Here is a 20,746-nt window from a genome sequence, read left to right as displayed (position 1 = left end):
CTACCCTTCTAGTTCATCCTCTTCGTAATACTTTGTTACTTTTTCCGTGAACAATACACCGTGTAAATGATCAATTTCATGCTGAATTGCTCGTGCTAAAAAACCTTTTGCTTCTATAAAATAAGGTTTTCCTTTACGGTTTTGCGCACGTACTTTCACATAATCAGCTCGAGCCACGTCACCAAAAAGGCCCGGAAAACTTAGGCAGCCTTCTGGACCGATTTGTTCGCCTCGTTGCTCAATAATTACCGGATTAATTAACTCAATTTTACCGTGTCGGTCATCCACGTCTACCACTGCCACTTGCTGCAGAACTCCTACCTGAGGAGCAGCTAGACCCACACCGTCTGCTTCAAGCATTAAATCATACATGCCGTTTAGTAATTTCGCTAATTTATTATCAAAGTTTTTAACGACTTCACATTCTTGTTCAAGTACTTCATTAGGATGGTAAACAAGCTTAAGCTTAGCCAAATAGGCACCTCCTTTATTCTTTCTATTTATATCCAAAAAGCTTCTTCTTTAACGCCATCAAGACGACTAGTTACATCATCGAGTATGGATTCAAATCAATAGTGATCGTTAAATTCTCCTTCTGCATTTCCGCTTGATAACGTTCTAATATATATTTCAACAGCGGAATCAGGCTTGGTTCCAGCTTGTATTTTAACATGCATTGATAGCGATATCTATCTTTTATCTTAGCAATCGGAGATGCGACTGGCCCTAAGATCGTTGTTTGCGGCGAAAGTTTCTGACTCAGATACTGCGAAATTTTGTCTGTAACAGACACCACTTTTGCAATATTTTCATGAGATACCGTTACAAGCGCCAAGTAAAAGAAAGGCGGATATTTATGCATTTTACGAATTTCCATCTCCTGCTTATAAAACGCATCGTAATCATGCTGACTCGCAAGTTGAATGCTGTAGTGTTCAGGCGTGTACGTTTGAATCACTACTTCTCCTGGAAGTTTGTGGCGTCCTGCTCTTCCGCTTACTTGTGTTAAAAGCTGAAACGTTTTTTCAGATGCACGAAAGTCAGGTAAATTCAGCATCGTATCTGCTGTTAAAACGCCTACAAGCGTGACGTTTGGAAAGTCGAGTCCTTTCGCAATCATCTGCGTCCCTAATAAAATTTGCGCTTCTCCACTTGCAAACTTATTCAGGAGCTTTTCATGCGCGCCTTTTCGGCTTGTCGTATCAACATCCATTCGAACGACCCTAGCCTCGGGCAGCACTTTTGTTAATTCTTCTTCCACTTTTTGTGTACCAGATCCGAAAAAGCGGATATGTTCACTGTGGCATTCTGGGCAATCAGTGTGGACATGTTCTTCGTGTCCGCAGTAATGGCATTTTAATTTATTTTGATAGCGGTGATACGTTAGTGAAATTTCACAGTGCTCACATGTCGGAACGTAACCGCAGTCTCTGCACATAACAAAAGAAGAATGACCTCTTTTATTTAAAAATAAAACGATTTGCTCCCCTTTTTCCAAACGGTCTTTCATCTTTTCAAACAGCATAGTTGAAAACATAGAGCGATTGCCGCTACGAAGCTCTTCTCTCATATCAACGATATCCACCGACGGCATTGATGACTTATTCATTCTTTGCTTTAACGTCAGTAGCTTATACACACCTTTTTGCGCTCTTGCAAAGGACTCAAGCGTTGGGGTTGCACTTCCTAAAATGACTGGACACTGATGATGCTGCCCTCGGTAAATGGCTACATCTCTAGCATGATAACGGGGGTTTTCTTCTTGTTTGTAACTCGTCTCATGTTCTTCATCGATAATAAGAAGGCCCAAATTTTCAAATGGCGCAAATACAGCAGAGCGGGCCCCTACTACAACGGATACTTCTTTTCGCTGAATTTTTCGCCATTCATCGTATTTTTCTCCAGTAGACAAGCCGCTATGGAGCACAGCAACTTTTGAGCCGAATCGCTCTTTAAAACGCTTGACCATCTGAGGGGTAAGTGAAATCTCCGGAACAAGCATAATCGCTTCTTTCCCTTTTTTTAGCACTTGATCAATTGATTGGAGATACACTTCTGTTTTTCCGCTTCCGGTTACTCCGTACATTAAAAACACATCGTGAAGATTTTCTTCGATGTCATGCAGAATCGGTGCGATTGCCTCAGCTTGTTCATCGGTCAATTGAAATGGCTGTGATGGTTTAAAGTATCGATCTTGATAAGGATCACGGTATATTTCAATTTCCGTTTCCGCTAAGAGTCCTTTGTTAATCAGCGCTTTTATAGGAGCGGAGGTAATCTGCAAATCTTCCGCTATTTCTTTTATGGCTACTTCTTCATTTCGATTCAGCATAAAAGACAGCACTTGTTTTTGCTTTTCTGCCTGCTTATTTAACTCGCTCATAAACTGCTGAATTTCTTCAAGGCTTTGATTCAGTTTTACGCCTTTTGCCGTTTTTTTGTTTCCTTTGTTTTTAACAACGTAGACGACTTCAATTAGACCTTTTTGAATATCACGGTGAAAAGCAGGAGCAGCGGCTGTTTTTTCTACTTCACTCCACTTCAGCGAGGATCTTGACTGAAAAAACGGCTTTACTTGCTCATGAAGCTGTTCGTGTGCCTCTTTTGAAAGGAGTGACAGTTCTTTATCATATTTTGCTTTCATCGCCGCAGGCAGCATAACTTGAAAAGCCGATATCATAAAACAAAGCGTTTTTTCGGTTAGCCAGTGCCCAATCTCTAACAGTTCGGGAGTCAGAACCGGCGTTAAATCAAGCAGGTCAGCGATTGGTTTAACACGCTTAACTTCAGCCTCTTCTTTAAGAGCCACCACAAACCCTTGAACTTTTCTAGGACCAAACGGAACGACAACTCGCATACCCGGAACAATAATTCCTTTCCATTTGTCGGGAATAGCGTAGTCAAAAGCTCGATCTGTTTGCTTAGCAGCCACGTCCACAATTACACTAGCTACACTCATTTTTTCAGCCCTTCTAACATTTCCTTCACTTCTTTTAACACCTCGGTAGCTACATCGTGTTTTGAAAGAATGGGAAGTTCTTTAGACTCTCCGCTTCGCTTATAGAGCGTTACAATATTTGTGTCCGTCCCAAAACCTGCTCCTTCTGTCGTCACGTTATTGGCTACAATCATATCCAAGTTTTTAGATGCAAGTTTCTTTTGTGCATATTCATCCACTTGTTCTGTTTCTGCTGCAAAGCCGACTAAAAGCTGGTGTTCTTTTCGCTCTCCAAGCGTGCGTAAAATATCTGTTGTTCTCTCTAGCTCTAGTACTGCTTCACCAGGCTGCTTTTTCATCTTTTGATCAAATACATGCTTTGGTCGGTAATCTGCCACTGCGGCTGATTTAATGACAACATCTGCTTCATGATAACGCTGCATAACAGCTTCAAGCATCTGCTGTGCACTTTCAATTTGAACAACCTGCACTCCTTTTGGATACTCTAAATTCGTCGGTCCCGTTACAAGTGTTACGGATGCGCCTAATTTAGCAGCTTGTTCTGCAAGGGCATAGCCCATTTTCCCAGTAGAGCGATTGGTAAAAAATCGGACGGGATCAATGCGTTCTACCGTAGGTCCTGCTGTAACCAATACATTAACACCTTCAAGGATCTTTTGTGTATGTGATGCTTGTGAAAAATAAGATCCGATTAGTGAAACAATTGTTTCTGGCTCTTCAAGACGACCTTTTCCTACATAACCGCATGCCAAATACCCTTCTCCAGGTTCTACAAAAGAGTAACCAAATGATGAAAGAGTGCTCATATTTTTTTTAACAGCTGGATGATCGTACATATGAACATTCATTGCAGGTGCAATCCACACAGGTGCAGTAGCAGCCAGCAGCGTTGTGGAAATCATATCATCTGCAAGACCATTTGCTATTTTCCCTATCATATTTGCCGTAGCAGGAGCTACTAAAATTAAATCAGGCCAATCTGCTAAATCAATATGTGCAATCACAGATGGATCTTTTTCATCAAACGTATCTGTATAAACTGGGTTTCGAGACAGAGCTTGAAACGTAAGCGGCGTTACGAACTCGCATGCTGAAGCAGTCATCATTACTTTAACTTCCGCTCCCGCTTGTACTAATTTACTTGTTAAAGCTGCAGCTTTATATACGGCGATTCCGCCGCTAACACATAATAAAATTCGTTTTCCCTTCATCATTATGCCCCCATCTATTTATCCCGCTCAACCAGCATCCGCTTGTTTACTCGGGTAACTATCTAAAGCTTTTCAATTTAATTATTATACCATTTTTGTAGTGAGACATTCACTATCCTGCTTGAACACAGATAAAAGCACCAAAAAAATAACAACCTATAAAGTAGGTTGTTATTTTTTCACTTACTGATGTTTAGAATCTTCTTCTGCTACACCTTGCTTATAGCTTAATTGTTCAGCATTAATTTCTTCTAAAGCACAGCCTACAAACTTATAAGAAACCGGCTTTTCAATCGGCGTATCATTGTGAAGCTGTAATTGACGTGCACGTTTTGCAGCTACTGTCACAAGCGTGTACTTAGAATCTAATTTTTCCATTAGGGAATCAATTGATGGATAAAGCATGTTTATTCTACCTCCAGCATTCTTTTATAGCGCGCAGAAATACGATCACGACGGCAGTGTTCAGCCGTTACGATAGCACGGATGCGAGCACAAGCATTTTCTACTTTGTCATTTTCTACAACATAATCGTAGGCGTCCATAAGTTCAATTTCTTCTTTTGCCACGCGCATACGGTTATTGATTAAATCTTCTGTTTCAGTACCGCGGTTTACGATACGACTTTTAAGCTCTGACAAACTCGGCGGTGCCAAGAAGATGAACAAACCTTCTGGAAACGCTTCTTTCACTTGAAGAGCACCTTGTACTTCAATTTCTAGAAATACGTCTTTTCCTTCAGATAACGTTTGTTCTACATAATCAACCGGGGTACCGTAGTAGTTACCTACGTATTCAGCCCACTCTAATAATTTCTTGTTTTCAATCATGCGCTCAAACTCTTCGCGTGGTTTGAAGAAATAGTCAACACCGTCTACTTCACCTTCGCGGGGCTTTCTTGTTGTTGCAGAGATAGAATACTGCAATTTAATGTCTTCTTGCTCAAACAATGCTTTTCGTACCGTTCCTTTTCCAACACCTGATGGTCCGGAAAGAACAATTAATAAACCTCTTTCAATCATCGGTTCAAGTGACCTACCCTTCTAATAATTCTTCTTTGTTTATAAGTCGCTGTGACACAGTTTCTGGCTGTACAGGAGCTAAAATAACATGATCGCTATCCATAACAATAACAGATCGTGTTTTACGTCCTTGCGTTGCATCTATTAAAGAGCCTCGATCTTTTGCATCTTGAATAATGCGTTTGATTGGAGCTGATTCAGGATGAACGACAGAGATTATACGATTAGAAGAAATAAAATTTCCAAATCCAACGTTCACTAATTTACCGCTCATAAGAAGCCTCCTGCTATACCAATATAATCTTTATCTTACACGAAGGCTATTCAATATTTTGAACCTGCTCTTTTATGCGTTCTAATTGTGCTTTCATACTAATAACATACTGAGCAATAGTACCATTATTTGCCTTCGCACCGATTGTATTCATTTCACGATTCAGCTCTTGAACAAGAAAATCCAGCTTGCGTCCTACTGAATCAGGTGTATTTAATGCTTGAATAAATTGTGAAACATGACTTTGAATTCGCGTAAGTTCTTCGCTAATATCTGCTTTTTCAGCAAAAATTGCTACTTCAGTCAGCACTCGCTGCTCATCGAAAGTACCTTCTAAATAGTCGCTCAGCTTTCTTTTAATACGCTCGCGATATTGTTCAGCAACTTCAGGAGCAAGCTGTGTAATTTTTTCGCGAATGTCTTGAATGTCCTGTAAGTACCCCATCAAATCGTGATACAGCTCTGATCCCTCTCGTTTCCGCATATCCACTAACTGATGCACAGCAGCGTCAACGGCTTCAAAGATTGCACCATGAATACTCGTCTGATCAGCTTCTTCTTCATAAGTTGTCATCACTTCAGGCATGTGTAAAATGTCTTGAATTTGAACAGATTGTGACAGCCCATGCTTTTCTTGTACTTGCTGCAACGCATTCATGTATTCCTCAAGCAGCTGCCAATCCGTCTGCAGTTTCTTTTTTGCCATTTCTTCACCTGAAATAGTAACAAATACTTCTACTCTACCACGTTTTATGTATGTTTGAACGATTTTTTTTATTTTATCTTCAATTTCAATTAATTGTCTTGGCATACGAATAACAATTTCACAAAAACGATGATTAACAGACTTCATTTCCACTGTCACTGATCGATTTTCCACTTCCGCTTTTCCGCGGCCAAAACCAGTCATACTTTTTATCATTATCATCACATCCACTATGTACATCTTACATAAAAAGTATCATAAAAGAAAGTGTTAGCAAAAAAAAGAAATCTCTCTTCTTTATTCAACCTGTAAAGGCTGCCTTCATGAGTTTTCTCATTTGGGACAGCCTGTATTAAAGTATAGCACAATTTATGAAGGTTTTCTTGTTAAAAGTGAACCGGCAAGTAAAAAAGTTGGAAGGCTTGCAAGTCCTAAAATAACGAGCCATTCCCGCGGTGCAATGGCCATTGTATGAAAAATAGGCTGCAGCGGCGGATAGTAGATGGCCACCAGCATAAGGATAATAGATGAAATAACAGCTCCTACAAGATATAAGTTCTGAAATGGATTGCGATCAAAGATTGATTTTTCACTTCGACAGTCAAATACGTGAATAAGCTGTGCCATAACAAGTGTGGCAAATGCAATCGTCTGTGCATACTGCAGCCGATCTGGGTCATTGTCGTAAACAATCATGAATGCAGCAAGTGTAGCAGCTCCAATTAAAAATCCGCGGCTGACTACTTTCCACCCTAACCCTCTTGCAAAGATACCTTCACGCGGATGCCTTGGATGGCGCTTCATCACGTTATCTTCTGGCTGGTCTAAGCCAAGAGCCATCGCAGGCAAACCGTCTGTTACTAAGTTTACCCATAGTATTTGAATGGGCACTAGCGGAAGCGGAAGTGCTAAAATCATCGCAAAGAGCATAACTAAGATTTCTCCTACATTTGATGCAAGCAAGTAACGGATAAACTTTCGAATATTTTCATAGATGTTTCGTCCTTCTTTGATTGCTGATTTAATAGTAGCAAAATTATCATCAAGCAAAACGAGTGAAGACGCTTCTTTTGCTACGTCTGTCCCGGTGATGCCCATCGCGATGCCTATGTCTGCTGCTTTAATAGCAGGTGCATCATTTACGCCGTCACCCGTCATGGCTACAATGTGATCTTTTGCTTGAAGAGCTTTAACAATTTTAAGCTTATGCTCAGGTGATACCCTGGCATATACGTAAACATCATCCACTACTTCTTCTAGCTCTTCCTGCGTCATTTTGGATAAATCCGTTCCTTCCAAGACTTGACCGTTTTTCGGTAGAATGCCTAGCTGTTTTGCAATCGCCTGTGCTGTAATGACGTGGTCACCTGTAATCATAACGGTTTTGATTCCTGCGTCTCGGCATTCTTTGACCGCTTGCTTGACTTCTGGTCTTGGCGGATCAATCATTCCTTGAAGCCCGAGGAAAGTCAGGTCTTTTTCCGCTTCGTTCTCTGTATGAACGCTCTCATGGTCTCCTAACGGACGATAAGCAATAGCAATGGTTCGAAGCGCTTGGCTAGCTAACTGATCAATCGCTCCTTTTACTTCATTATGAACCGTTACCGACAGCGTTTGTTGTCTGCTTTCCCACAAAATATTTTTGCTGTTTACAAGCAGCACATCGGGAGCACCTTTTGTTATGACATAGCGCTTATTAGATGCGTCTTCAATGACTACACTCATCATTTTACGCGTTGAATCAAATGGAAACTCTTCAATAATCGTAAACTGCTTTTGAATGTTTTCTTTTGTCAGCCCCGCTTTCATTGCGGCAACAAGCAAAGCCGCTTCAGTAGGATCCCCGTCGATGACATATTCTTTATCTTTTCTCGAAATGGACGTTTGATTGCAAAGCAGACCAAACACCAAAAGCTGCTGAAGCGGTTTTTCACTCCGTGTATCAACTTCTCTTTCCTCTCGCGAAAATACGCCCGTAGGTTCATACCCTGTCCCTGATACCCTCCACGTCATTCCTCCTGACCAGAGGTGAGTAACCGTCATTTTATTTTGCGTTAATGTGCCCGTTTTGTCTGAGCAAATGACTGACGCGCATCCTAGTGTTTCAACAGCAGGAAGTTTGCGAACAATGGATCTTTGCTTAATCATGCGCTGTACACCAAGAGATAGCGCCACGGTTACGATGGCAGGAAGACCTTCGGGTATGGCAGCAACAGCTAAGGAAACTCCCGCTAAGAACATACTATATAAATCATGGCCTTGCAGCACGCCAATCCCGACCACTAATACAGTAAGTGCAAGCGCTACAACGATTAAAATTTTACCTAATTGCTCTAACTTCCGTTGAAGAGGGGTAATCATGACTTCAGCATTTTGAAGCAAATCAGCAATTTGTCCCATCGCTGTTTTCATTCCAATCCCTACAACGATACCTGTTCCGCTTCCTCGCGTCACAAGCGTACCCATAAAAGCCATATTGTCCTGATCTCCAAGCGGCACTTCATCTCCTGGCAAAGCTTTTATTTGCTTGGCAACTGGCAAAGACTCTCCCGTAAGCGCTGATTCTTCAATTTCTAGACTTTTGGCTTCCATAATCCGAAGGTCAGCCCCGATGCGGTCTCCGCTTGAAAACTTTACAATGTCTCCTACTACCAGCTCTTTAGATGGCAACTTAACCCATTTCCCTTCACGCATAGCTGCTACTTGAGGAGCAGAAAGCTCTTTTAATGCATGAAGAGATTTCTCTGCTTTTCTTTCTTGAAAAAAACCTAGAAATCCATTAATTACTACAATGGCAATAATAGCAATCGCATCGATGTATTCGCCTAAAAGACCTGAAATAAGCGTAGCAGCTAGTAAAACCAGCACCATAAAATCTTTAAACTGCTCTACAAACACAAGAATGGCCGGTTTTTTCTCTCCTTCAGTCAATTCATTAAATCCTTGCTGCTGCTGACGTGCTTTTACTTCTTTGTGTGTAAGACCATGCTGTCTGTCTGTTTTTGTTACTTCTACTATTGCTTTTTCACCTAATTCATACCATTTCATTGCATCTTTTCACACCCTTTTATTTGTAAATGCACCTATTAGATTGTTACAATCTTATATCGTATGCTTATTCAGACTCGTCCTAAAAAATGCTATACTTTTCTATAGGACAATTTTCAATTACTTAAGGATGTGAGCACTATGTCATTTGATGGTATTTTTACATATGGCATTTTACAAGAATTATCTGAGACCTTGGTTTCAGGACGAATTTCAAAAATATATCAGCCGTTTCCAAACGAGTTGATTTTACAAGTACGCGCTAAAGGTGAAAACCGCAAACTTTTAATCTCAGCTCACCCTAACTATTCACGCGTTCATTTTACAAATGAGCCTTATGAAAATCCATCTGAGCCTCCTATGTTTTGTATGCTTCTTCGCAAACATTTAGAAGGAAGCATTATTGAACAAGTATATCAGCTTGGATTAGACCGCATTTTAGTCATTGAAACAAAAGGACGAAATGAAATTGGCGACGTGACGTACAAGCAGCTTATTATTGAAATCATGGGAAGACATAGTAATGTTGTGCTTGTAGATAAAGAAAAACAAACGATTATCGACAGCATTAAACACGTTCCAATGGCCTTGAACAGGCACCGTACGCTTCTACCTGGAGCACCTTACGTACTGCCTCCTAGTCAAGATAAGCTTCATCCATTTGAAGCGGATGAAGAAACCGTGGTTAAAAAAATTGATTTTAATAGCGGAAAGTTAGCCACCCAGCTAGTGCAGACCTTCTCGGGGCTTTCTCCTTTAATTGCAAATGAAGTGGTGTTTCGCTCTGGCTTAGCGAATCGTTCTACCCTTCCAAAATCATTCGTCGAAACGATGACGCTGATCAAAGAAGGTCAGTTTACACCAACTCTGACAACCGTTAATCAAAAAGACTACTTTTATTTACTGGAATTAACGCATTTAGAGGGTACGAAAAAAACGTATGCAACCATCAGCGAGCTTCTTGACCGCTATTACTACGGGAAAGCAGAGCGAGATCGTGTAAAGCAGCAAGCGCATGACTTAGTACAGTTTATTTCTACCGAGAAAAAGAAAAATGAGAAAAAAATAAAAAAACTTGAGCAAACGCTGCAAAATGCAGAAAAAGCATCTGAATATCAGCTAGCCGGTGAACTCCTTACCGCAAATTTACACCTTGTCAAAAAAGGAGATGCGAAAGTGGATGTTATTAATTATTATGATGAAAATAGCGGTACACTTACGATTTCATTAGATCCGCAAAAATCACCGTCTCAAAATGCTCAAAGCTATTTCACAAAGTATCAAAAAGCGAAAAATTCCGTTTCGATTGTAATCGAACAAATTGAAAAAGCAAACGAAGAAGTACAGTATTTTGAATCACTTATTCAGCAAATGGATACTGCTACTCACAAAGACATTGCAGAGATTCGTGAAGAGCTTGTGGAAGAAGGATATTTGCGCAACCGTCAGCAAAAACAAGCGAAAAAACAAAAAAACACCACGCCTACACTTGAACAATACGTTTCAAGCGACGGCACGACGATTTTAGTTGGAAAAAACAATAAGCAAAATGAGTATTTAACAAATCGCCTTGCTGCTCGTGATGACGTTTGGTTTCATACAAAAGATATACCGGGTTCTCACGTTGTTATCCGCAGCCAAGAGCCTTCAGAAGAAACAATTTTAGAAGCGGCTCATCTTGCTGCTTACTTTAGTAAAGCCAAGAATTCAAGTTCAGTACCCGTGGACTATACAAAAATTCGCCACGTAAAAAAACCAAGTGGTGCCAAGCCTGGTTTTGTGACGTACGATAACCAGCAAACGGTGTACGTAACGCCTAGCGAAGAACTTGTACTGAAGCTGCGTCAGTCATAATAAAACCCCCTTTCTATAGAGAAAGGGGGTTTTTATTATATAGATCTAGTTTAGTTCATCCACGAAGGGTCTGAAGGATTTTCACGCCATTTAAATAGTTTGTCCATAGCTTCTTCTTCAATGTATCCCGCTTCGTTTGCCGCTTCTACTAGCGTAGAGTAGTCTGTTAGCGAATAAACTTGAAGTTCTTTTTCTTTAAACAGCTGACGCGCTTTTTCCAGCTCATATGTAAAGATAGACACAACTCCCAGCACTTCACACCCCTGCGCTTTTAATGCATCGACTGCGGTAAACACACTTCCGCCAGTTGAAATCAAATCTTCAATCACAACAACTTTTTGACCTTTTGTTACTTTTCCTTCGATTTGATTTCCTTGGCCATGTTCTTTTGCTTTGCTTCGCACATAGCACATTGGAAGCTCTAGCGCTTCACTTACCCATGCTGCATGAGGGATACCAGCTGTAGCGGTACCAGCAATCACTTCTGCATTGGCAAAATACGTTTTAATTAAATGCTGCAGACCTTTTGCAATTTCTTTTCGCACTTTCGGGTAGCTAAGCGTTAGACGGTTGTCACAATAAATAGGCGACTTAATTCCAGAGGCCCACGTAAACGGCTCGTTTGGTTGAAGGCTTACTGCCTCAATATCAATTAATTGTTTTGCAATTTCTTTTCGTAGTTTTGTCATCGCGTAATACGCTCCCCTTTCCACTGCTGTAACATCTCATAATATGCTTTAAGCGGGTCTTTTGCTTTAGTAATAGAACGTCCAACGACAATGGCACTTGAGCCATATTCTCTCGCTAGCTGAGGTGTTGCCACACGGACTTGGTCATCTACTGAATCTGTGCCCATACGAATACCCGGCGTTACGGTCAAAAAGTCTTCTCCTGCTGCTTTTCGAATCGAAGGCACTTCATGAGTAGAACATACAACGCCGTCAAGTCCACTTTTTTTAGCAAGTGCTGCATAATGCGTAACCACTTCTTGCATCGAATGTGTAATGAGCTGCTGCTCTTTTAGCATTTCATCAGATGTACTCGTTAGCTGAGTAACCGCAATACAATCCGGGCGCTTTTTGCCGGCAGCGGTTCCTAAGTCAAGTCCTTCAACGGCTGCTTGCATCATGTTCATTCCGCCCGCTGCGTGAACGTTAACCAAATCCACTTCAAGAGAAGCTAAAGACTTCATCCCTTGCTTTACCGTATTGGGAATATCATGAAGCTTTAAGTCTAAAAAGATTTGGTGGTTTTGCTCTTTTAATGCAGAAATAATGGATAACCCTTCTTTATAAAACAGTTCCATGCCTACTTTCACAAATAATGACTCTTGTTGAAAAGGCATTAAAAACTGCTGTACATCGTTAATTGATGAAAAATCAAGAGCAATGATTAACGGTTGCTTCACGCTTTTTCCAGCTCCTTCCGATACATTCTGAAACATGCTCGTATCCTAATGATGTTAATAGCCTTGGCAGTTCGTCAATGATGGTTGGGCATACATACGGGTCAACAAAGTTTGCTGTACCAACCGCCACTGCACTTGCACCTGCATATAGGAACTCGAGTGCATCTTCAGCAGTCGTCACTCCGCCCATACCGATAATTGGAATGTTCACTTTTTGGCTCACTTCATATACCATTCGAATCGCTACCGGTTTAATTGATGGGCCTGACAGTCCGCCTGTGCCGTTCGCTAAAACCGGCTGAGCTGTTTTCAAATCCAGACGCATCCCGAGAAGCGTATTGATCATCGTTAAGCCATCCGCACCAGCTTCTTCAACAGCCATCGCCATGTCTACAATATTGGATACGTTTGGTGATAGTTTAACATAAACTGGAACATTTGAAACATCTTTTACTGCTTTCGTTAAACGAGCAGCAATGACAGGATCTACGCCAAACGCAATTCCGCCTTCTTTTACGTTAGGACATGAAATATTCAATTCAAGTGCTTTTACATTTGATACGGTTGAAATTTCTTTTGCCACGTGCACATATTCTTCAATTGAAGCACCGGCTACGTTCGCGATAATCGGCACATCATATTGCTGAAGCCAAACGAGCTCTTCATTCATTACTTTTTCTAACCCAGGATTTTGTAATCCGATTGCATTTAACATTCCTGCAGATGTTTCCGCTACGCGAGGAGTTGGATTGCCAAAACGAGTTTCAGCAGTAGTCGCTTTAATCATAATGGCTCCAAGTGCATCAAGTGAATAAAATTGAGCATACTCACGTCCAAATCCAAAACAGCCGGATGCTGGCATAATTGGATTTTTCAAATCTAATCCTGGCAATGTCGTTTTTAGCATGCTCATAGAAGCACCTCCCCTGCTTGAAAGACGGGACCGTCGCTGCAGATTTTTTTATACGCCGTAGAATCTTCACTTTCTCTGCATACACATGCAAAACAAGCGCCGATTCCACAACCCATTCTTTCTTCTAAAGAAATGTAAAGCGGCTTGTTTGTATAATTATTTTCTAGTGCTTTCAACATCGGAGTTGGACCGCATGAAAACATAACATCATATGAAAACTGCTGCTCGTCAATCACCGTTGTGACAAAACCTTTTGTTCCGTAAGAGCCGTCTACCGTTGCAATATATGTTTCTCCTAAAGCTAAAAACTCTCGCTCGTAAAATACGTCTGCTTTTGATTGAAAGCCTAAGACGTGAATAACCTGCACGCCTTTTTCACGAAGTCTTTTTGAAAGCTCATAGAGCGGAGGCACTCCAATGCCTCCCCCTACTAATAAAGCGGTTTGACCTGCCTCTATGGTATCTAATGGAAAACCGTGGCCAAGCGGACCTAACACGTCAATCGACTGTCCAGCTTGTTTTTCGGCAAGCAGCGATGTTCCCGCCCCTTCTGCACGGTAAATCATCGTAAATTGTTCGTGCGTTTGGTCAATTTCTGCAATACTGATTGGTCTGCGAAGCAGTGGCAAATAGTCGTTGTTGACGCGGATATGCACAAACTGCCCCGGCTCATTCATGAAACGAACAAGCTCGCCTTGAAGGGTTAATTCATATACATTGTGTGTTAACGGTCGCTGACTGACGACTTGCATCATTTCATGTTTGATCATACGGTTGTCACCTCTTTAGTTGGACGAACTTTTTTCATTGGTGTTGTATGGAAGCTGATCGTTTCAAGCACTCGTAAAATCGCTTCTGCTGTATCAAGTGATGTTAAGCAAGGTACACCATTTTCAACTGCTTCACGGCGAATTTTAAATCCGTCACGCGCAGGCTGTTTTCCTTTTGTTAGCGTGTTGATGACAAGCTGCGCCTCACCTTTTCGTATCACATCTAAAAGATTGTGATCTTCATGATGAATTTTATTTACTACTTTTACGCGAATGTCTTCTTTTGTAAACGTTGAAGCTGTTCCTTCCGTTGCAATCACCTGGTAGCCAATGTTAGCAAAACGCTTCGCTAGCGCTGTTGCCTCTTCTTTATCTTTATCCGCTACTGTCATAAGCACTGAACCGTACGGCTTAATGGACATACCTGACGCAATTAGTCCTTTATATAATGCTTTTTCGTACGTTGAATCTTGCCCCATTACTTCTCCAGTAGATTTCATTTCAGGTCCAAGCGTAATATCTACGCGACGCAGCTTTGCAAATGAGAAGACCGGCACTTTTACGTAGACACCTTCTTCTTCAGGGTGCATGCCTGATTCATAACCAAGCTCTCGCAAACTTGTTCCTAAAATAACTTTTGTTGCCACATTCGCCATCGGAATACGCGTAATTTTACTTAAGAACGGCACCGTACGGCTTGAACGAGGATTTACTTCAAGAACAAACACTTCTCCTTTTGATAAGACGAACTGAATGTTGAGCAGTCCAATAATGTTTAAGCCTTTTGCAATACGTATTGTGTAATCAATGATTGTATCTTTTACATCCTGTGACAGAGTTTGCGGTGGATATACAGCAATGGAGTCACCTGAGTGTACACCCGCGCGCTCTACATGTTCCATAATCCCTGGAATAACCACTGTTTCACCGTCTGAAATGGCATCGACTTCAATTTCTTTTCCAGTTAAGTAGCGGTCGATTAACACAGGGTGATCAGCGTGTACTTTTACCGCGTGTTTCATATAGTGAAGCAGTTCTTCTTCTTTATACACAATTTCCATTGCGCGTCCGCCTAGTACATATGAAGGTCGTACAAGCACCGGATAACCAATTTCTTTTGCCACAATCACTGCTTCTTCTACGGATGTAACCGTCTTTCCAAGAGGCTGAGGTACTTCTAAACGCGCTAGCGTCGCTTCGAATTTTTTACGGTCTTCCGCTGCATCTAAGCTTTCAAGCGACGTTCCTAAAATCTTGACCCCTCTTGCTTCTAGCTCGTCTGCTAAGTTGATTGCTGTTTGACCACCGAACTGTACGACCACACCTTCTGGTTTTTCTAAATCGATGATATGCATCACATCTTCAATCGTCAGCGGCTCGAAGTATAATTTATCTGAAATACTGAAGTCAGTTGATACTGTTTCTGGATTGTTATTGACAATAATCGCCTCGTATCCAGCTTCTTTAATCGCCCACACGGAGTGAACTGTTGCATAGTCAAACTCAATTCCTTGCCCGATGCGGATTGGACCTGACCCTAACACTACAACGCTTTTACGATCTGTAACAATCGATTCGTTTTCATCTTCAAATGTACCGTAGAAATATGGTGTTGTAGATTCAAATTCAGCTGCACATGTATCTACTGTTTTGTACACTGGCATCACGCCATTTTGTTTGCGGAAGTCATATACTTCACGCTCTGTTTGATTCCATAGCTTAGCAATCGTACAGTCTGCAAATCCCATTTCTTTTGCTTCCTGTAAAACTTCTACGTTATGAATCTCTTCTTTTAACACATTTTCAAAAGCAATCACTTTTTCAAGTTTTACTAAGAAGAAGAGATCGATTTTGCTCCACTCGTGAATTTGCTGAATCGTTATGCCGCGGCGAATCGCTTCTGCGATGTAGAATAATCGCTCATCACCAGCTTTGCGAATACGTTTTTCAATAATTGCATCATCAAATTCATGCGCATCTTTCAGCTCTAAGTGATGAACGTTTGACTCTAGTGAGCGTACGGCTTTTAAAATTGACTCTTCGAACGTGCGGCCAATTGCCATTACTTCACCTGTTGCTTTCATCTGTGTACCGAGTTTACGGTTAGCTGATTCAAATTTATCAAACGGCCAGCGTGGAATTTTAGATACGATGTAATCTAGTGCCGGTTCGAAACATGCATATGTCTTCCCAGTTACCGGGTTCATCATTTCATCTAATGTTAAGCCTACCGCAATTTTTGCTGCTAATTTTGCAATTGGATACCCTGTTGCTTTTGATGCTAAAGCCGATGAGCGGCTTACACGAGGGTTTACTTCAATTACGTAATACTGGAAGCTTTCTGGGTCTAGTGCTAGCTGAACGTTACATCCGCCTTCGATTTTAAGCGCTCGGATAATTGTTAGTGAAGCATTTCTCAGCAGCTGATACTCACGGTCGCTTAGCGTTTGGCTTGGTGCTACAACAATTGAATCTCCCGTATGAATACCGACCGGATCAAAGTTTTCCATATTACATACTACGATCGCATTATCGTTTGCATCGCGCATTACTTCATATTCAATTTCTTTAAAGCCTGCAATGCTTTTCTCAAGTAAGCACTGTGTTACAGGACTGTGTTTTAATCCACTTGTTACAATTTCAATCAACTCTTGCTCGTTGTTACAAATTCCGCCTCCCGTACCGCCAAGCGTATAAGCAGGACGCACGATTACCGGATAGTTTACTTGTTCAACAAACGCATAAGCTTCGTCTAACGAATGAATGATTTCACTTGCTGGGACAGGCTGATTTAGTTCATTCATTAGTGAACGGAACTGCTCACGGTCTTCAGCTTGTTCAATCGCCGATAATTTTGTCCCGAGAATTTCTACATTAAATTCTTCTAAAATACCCGTTTCGTGTAATTCTACCGCTAAGTTCAGTCCCGTTTGACCGCCAAGCGTTGGAAGCAGTGCATCAGGGCGTTCTTTACGAATAATTGAGCTTACAAATTCAACCGTTAGAGGTTCAATATATACTTTATCTGCCATTTCTGAGTCTGTCATGATTGTTGCAGGATTGGAGTTCACAAGAATAACTTTGTATCCTTCTTCTTTTAGCGCAATACACGCTTGCGCTCCTGCATAGTCAAACTCTGCCGCCTGTCCGATGACGATTGGTCCTGATCCGATTACGAGAATTGTGTTAATATCTTGACGTTTTGGCATTAGCAATTACCTACTTTCTGATTGTTTTTCATAAGATCCATAAATTCGTTGAACAATCCGTTTGCATCTTCAGGTCCCGGTGATGCTTCAGGGTGATATTGAACCGTAAATGCCGGATATTCTTTATGCTTTACTCCTTCAACTGTTCCATCGTTAAGCGCAACGTGCGTCACTTCTAATGGCGTGTTGACAAGAGATGGCTCACATACTGTATAGCCGTGGTTTTGAGATGTAAGAGCTACTTTATTGGTTTTTAGATCCTTTACAGGATGGTTGGATCCACGATGACCAAATTTCATTTTTTCTGTATCTGCTCCGCATGCTAGCGCAAACAGCTGATGTCCTAAACAAATTCCGAAAAGAGGAACCTTTCCTAAAACCCCTTGAATCATCTCGATTGCTTCAGGTACGTCTTTTGGGTCTCCAGGTCCGTTGCTCAACATGATGCCATCTGGATTTAATTGAAGAATTTCTTGCGCAGTTACGTTATAAGGAACCACAATCACGTCGCATTGACGAGCTGTTAATTCGCGTAAAATTCCGTGTTTCATTCCAAAGTCAACGAGTACCACTTTTTTACCTCTGCCTGGGCTTGGGTAAGGCTTCACTGTTGATACTTTTTTAACTGAGTCAGTCGGAAGTTCATGATTTTGAAGCTGTGATACTACTTCTTCTACATTGACTTCCATGTTGCACACGCGTCCGCGAAGCGCACCGTGCTGACGAATTTTTCTCGTTAATTTTCTTGTGTCGATTCCAGCTAATCCTGGAATATCTTTTTGTTTTAAAAATTCATCTACTGATAGTTCGCTTCTGAAGTTTGAAGGAGCATCACAAATTTCTTTTACAATCAAACCGTGTACAGCTGGTTCAATCGACTCAAAGTCATCGCGGTTAATACCGTAGTTTCCGATTAAAGGATATGTTAATGTCACAATTTGTGCACAGTATGATGGATCAGATAGAATTTCTTGATATCCTGTCATTCCCGTGTTGAAAACAACTTCTCCTGTCATTTCTTTGTCGCTGCCGAATCCTTTTCCGATAAATACTGTTCCATCTTCTAAAATTAGTTGACGTTGCATGCTTTAACATCCTCCCATACTCGTTTACCTTCTACTAATGTCATTACCGGCCAACCTTTGCATACCCAGTTAGCAAACGGCGTATTTTTACCTTTTGATACAAATTCTTCTGGATTAATTGCTTTTTCTGTTTCAAGATCAATGATAGTTAAATCTGCTGGTTTCCCTACTTCGATGGTGCCATAAGGAAGGTTGAACGTGTCAGCAGGCTTGTTTGTTAAATATGATACTAGCTGCTCTAGCGTCATTACTTCTTTTAATACCAAGTTTGTATAAAGAAGCGGGAAAGCTGTTTCAAGTCCCACAATCCCAAACGGCGCAAGCTCCATGCCTGCTGCTTTTTCGTCCGCTGTGTGCGGTGCATGATCAGTGGCGATAAAATCAAGCGTTCCGTCTAATAAAGCTTCAATTAATGCCTGTTGATCATCTTTTCCTCGAAGCGGCGGATTCATTTTAAAGTTTGAATCAAGCCCAGGGATGTCTTCCTCATTTAGCAGTAAATGATGAGGCGTTACTTCTGCGGTTACGCGAATTCCTGCTTTTTTTGCATCCCGAATGGCGCGAATGGATTCTTTTGTACTTACGTGACACACATGGTAGTGGCAGTTTGCTGCTTCAGCAAGCAGTACATCTCGTGCAATTTGAACGGCTTCACAGATAGAAGGGATACCGTTTAGTCCATGTTCTTTTGCAAATTTTCCGTCGTGGACGCAGCCTTTGTTGATTAAATCATTATCTTCACAGTGTGCAACGATTGCTTTATTTAATGAAGCGGCTTTTTTCATCGCTTCCAGCATCATTCCTGTTGACTGAACGCCTACTCCATCATCTGTAAAAGCAAATGCGCCCGCTTCTTTTAAGCCTTCAAAGTCCGTTAGTTCTTTTCCTAATTGGCGAGTGGTAATCGATGCGTATGGTAATACGCGAACATGTGCTGTTTCTTCAATACGCTTGTTTACCCACTCCATTTGTTCAACAGTATCCGGAACTGGACGCGTGTTTGGCATTGCAGCAATTGCTGTAAAACCGCCCTTTGCCGCTGCTAGAGTACCCGTTTCAATCGTTTCTTTCTTTTCTCCCCCTGGCTCGCGCAAGTGAACGTGGACATCGATTAAACCCGGTGATAAGAAGTTCCCGCCTGCATCAATGACTTCTTCATTCTCTACATCGATGTGTGAAGCTATTTCAGCAATTACACCATTTTCAATTTTCAGTTCGACTTTTTCAATTTTCCCTTCATTTAACCATGTAGCATTTTTGATAATTGTTGTCATTATTAAGTCCCCTTTCAATTGGTTGTAGCGCTCTTGCTAATACTGCCATGCGAATGTACACGCCATTTTGCATTTGTTTAAAAATTCTTGATCGTTCACATTCAACGAGCTCATCTGCAATTTCGACTCCTCTGTTTACAGGAGCTGGATGAAGGATAATGCTATGTGATTTCATTTTCCGCTCTCGTTCAACGGTTAATCCGAAGCGGCTGTGGTAGTTCTGTGCAAGCTCTGAAGTGTTCTCTTCGTGCCTTTCAAATTGAATACGCAGCAGCATCACAACATCGACCGTTTCGATTGCTTCATCGATATCAAGATATGTACCGTGTCTGTTCTCTTCATCTTTCCATTCTTCAGGTCCCGCAAAATATACGGTCGCCCCTAGTTTTGTCAGCATTTCAGCATTCGATCTCGCTACGCGGCTATGTCGCAAATCTCCGACTATTGCGACTTTTAATCCTTTAAACGAGCCGAACTCTTGGCGAATCGTCAGTAGATCAAGCAGACACTGAGTTGGATGCTGACCGCATCCGTCTCCTGCATTAATGATGGGAATCGATACTTTTTCCTGCAGTGCTTCATAATAACGATCTTGCGGGTGGCGAATAACAACTGACTGAACGCCGATTGAAGCTAATGTTTCAATCGTGTCATAAAGCGTTTCTCCTTTTTGGACGCTTGAAGTTGTTACTTCAAACGGAATTGTTGTTAATCCTAGCTGCTGTTCTGCCATTTCAAAGCTGCATCGAGTACGCGTGCTCGCTTCAAAAAATAAGTTGGCAACAAACATTTTCTCTTCCGGTTTCCATCCTTGTTTATTCGTTCGATAGTTTTCAGCGCTGTCTAAAATCTCTAGAATTTCATTTGTTTCTAGTGTTGAGACTGTCACTAAATGTTTCATATCGATTCCCTCCATTTTTGCTTTCCTCGCATTTCTTTATAAAAAACACCCTTTCTAACTTAGAAAGGGTGTAAGAAAAAAAGCTTCGTCTATAACGCGCTTTTCACACACC

General features: G+C 41.3%; 17 protein-coding genes. 1 reads left to right on the top strand and 16 read right to left on the bottom strand.

Going from position 1 to position 20,746, the window contains the following annotated elements; genetic code table 11:
- The 8 genes from def to AC4NPH_RS14410 all read right to left on the bottom strand — a co-directional run bounded on the left by def (position 1) and on the right by AC4NPH_RS14410 (position 9,220).
- Positions 1-474, bottom strand: coding sequence for a peptide deformylase (gene def / locus AC4NPH_RS14445; RefSeq protein ID WP_013084828.1), 474 nt, complete (start codon positions 472-474; stop codon positions 1-3).
- A 70-nt stretch (positions 475-544) separates the two neighbouring features.
- Positions 545-2,959, bottom strand: coding sequence for a primosomal protein N' (priA, locus tag AC4NPH_RS14440; RefSeq protein ID WP_013058924.1), 2,415 nt, complete (start codon positions 2,957-2,959; stop codon positions 545-547).
- Positions 2,956-4,173 carry a bifunctional phosphopantothenoylcysteine decarboxylase/phosphopantothenate--cysteine ligase CoaBC gene (coaBC, locus tag AC4NPH_RS14435; RefSeq protein ID WP_013058925.1) on the bottom strand — a complete coding sequence of 406 codons (1,218 nt, stop codon included), beginning with the start codon at positions 4,171-4,173 and terminating at the stop codon, positions 2,956-2,958. Before coaBC ends, priA begins: the two co-directional genes overlap by 4 nt.
- Before the next feature lie 180 nt (positions 4,174-4,353).
- Positions 4,354-4,575, bottom strand: coding sequence for a DNA-directed RNA polymerase subunit omega (gene rpoZ, locus AC4NPH_RS14430; protein WP_013058926.1), 222 nt, complete (start codon positions 4,573-4,575; stop codon positions 4,354-4,356).
- Positions 4,576-4,577: 2 nt separating this feature from the next.
- Positions 4,578-5,192, bottom strand: coding sequence for a guanylate kinase (gmk, locus tag AC4NPH_RS14425; protein ID WP_013058927.1), 615 nt, complete (start codon positions 5,190-5,192; stop codon positions 4,578-4,580).
- Between the two features lie 13 nt (positions 5,193-5,205).
- A complete protein-coding gene (locus tag AC4NPH_RS14420) occupies positions 5,206-5,466 on the bottom strand; it encodes a DUF370 domain-containing protein (protein WP_013084831.1) in 261 nt (86 codons plus the stop codon).
- A 46-nt stretch (positions 5,467-5,512) separates the two neighbouring features.
- A complete protein-coding gene (locus tag AC4NPH_RS14415; protein ID WP_029320527.1) occupies positions 5,513-6,388 on the bottom strand; it encodes a YicC/YloC family endoribonuclease in 876 nt (291 codons plus the stop codon).
- A 153-nt stretch (positions 6,389-6,541) separates the two neighbouring features.
- Complete coding sequence (locus tag AC4NPH_RS14410) at positions 6,542-9,220, bottom strand: cation-translocating P-type ATPase (RefSeq protein WP_013058929.1); 2,679 nt, start codon at positions 9,218-9,220, stop codon at positions 6,542-6,544.
- A 141-nt stretch (positions 9,221-9,361) separates the two neighbouring features.
- Here AC4NPH_RS14410 and AC4NPH_RS14405 point away from each other — a divergent pair, with 141 nt between their 5' ends.
- Positions 9,362-11,074: an Rqc2 family fibronectin-binding protein gene (locus tag AC4NPH_RS14405; RefSeq protein ID WP_041816621.1), complete on the top strand. Its 1,713-nt coding sequence runs from the start codon at positions 9,362-9,364 to the stop codon at positions 11,072-11,074.
- 50 nt (positions 11,075-11,124) lie between these two features.
- Here the strand turns inward: AC4NPH_RS14405 and pyrE are convergent, their stop codons facing one another.
- From pyrE to AC4NPH_RS14365, 8 genes are read right to left on the bottom strand one after another with little or no spacing between them, the layout of a single operon-like run.
- Positions 11,125-11,763, bottom strand: coding sequence for an orotate phosphoribosyltransferase (gene pyrE, locus AC4NPH_RS14400; RefSeq protein WP_013058931.1), 639 nt, complete (start codon positions 11,761-11,763; stop codon positions 11,125-11,127).
- Positions 11,760-12,482 (bottom strand): orotidine-5'-phosphate decarboxylase, encoded by a 723-nt coding sequence (gene pyrF / locus AC4NPH_RS14395; protein WP_013058932.1) that lies wholly within the window; start codon positions 12,480-12,482, stop codon positions 11,760-11,762. Before pyrF ends, pyrE begins: the two co-directional genes overlap by 4 nt.
- Positions 12,454-13,395 carry a dihydroorotate dehydrogenase gene (locus AC4NPH_RS14390; protein WP_013058933.1) on the bottom strand — a complete coding sequence of 314 codons (942 nt, stop codon included), beginning with the start codon at positions 13,393-13,395 and terminating at the stop codon, positions 12,454-12,456. Before AC4NPH_RS14390 ends, pyrF begins: the two co-directional genes overlap by 29 nt.
- Positions 13,392-14,165, bottom strand: a complete 774-nt coding sequence (locus AC4NPH_RS14385) for a dihydroorotate dehydrogenase electron transfer subunit (RefSeq protein WP_013058934.1) — start codon at positions 14,163-14,165, stop codon at positions 13,392-13,394. The genes AC4NPH_RS14390 and AC4NPH_RS14385 overlap by 4 nt, the downstream gene beginning before the upstream one ends.
- On the bottom strand, positions 14,162-17,374 hold the full coding sequence (gene carB / locus AC4NPH_RS14380; RefSeq protein ID WP_098314817.1) for a carbamoyl-phosphate synthase large subunit: 3,213 nt from the start codon (positions 17,372-17,374) through the stop codon (positions 14,162-14,164). The genes AC4NPH_RS14385 and carB overlap by 4 nt, the downstream gene beginning before the upstream one ends.
- Entirely contained in the window at positions 17,374-18,459 is a 1,086-nt protein-coding gene (locus tag AC4NPH_RS14375; RefSeq protein ID WP_013058936.1) for a carbamoyl phosphate synthase small subunit, read from the bottom strand. Before AC4NPH_RS14375 ends, carB begins: the two co-directional genes overlap by 1 nt.
- Positions 18,444-19,733, bottom strand: a complete 1,290-nt coding sequence (gene pyrC / locus AC4NPH_RS14370; RefSeq protein ID WP_013058937.1) for a dihydroorotase — start codon at positions 19,731-19,733, stop codon at positions 18,444-18,446. The genes AC4NPH_RS14375 and pyrC overlap by 16 nt, the downstream gene beginning before the upstream one ends.
- Positions 19,696-20,634 carry an aspartate carbamoyltransferase catalytic subunit gene (locus AC4NPH_RS14365; RefSeq protein WP_013058938.1) on the bottom strand — a complete coding sequence of 313 codons (939 nt, stop codon included), beginning with the start codon at positions 20,632-20,634 and terminating at the stop codon, positions 19,696-19,698. The genes pyrC and AC4NPH_RS14365 overlap by 38 nt, the downstream gene beginning before the upstream one ends.
- Positions 20,635-20,746: the final 112 nt, after the last annotated feature.

The sequence above is a fragment of the Priestia sp. MDV22-iso46 genome (assembly GCF_058629175.1).
The sequence above is the reverse complement of the archived record's forward strand: the minus strand, read 5'-3'. Positions and strand labels throughout refer to the sequence as shown.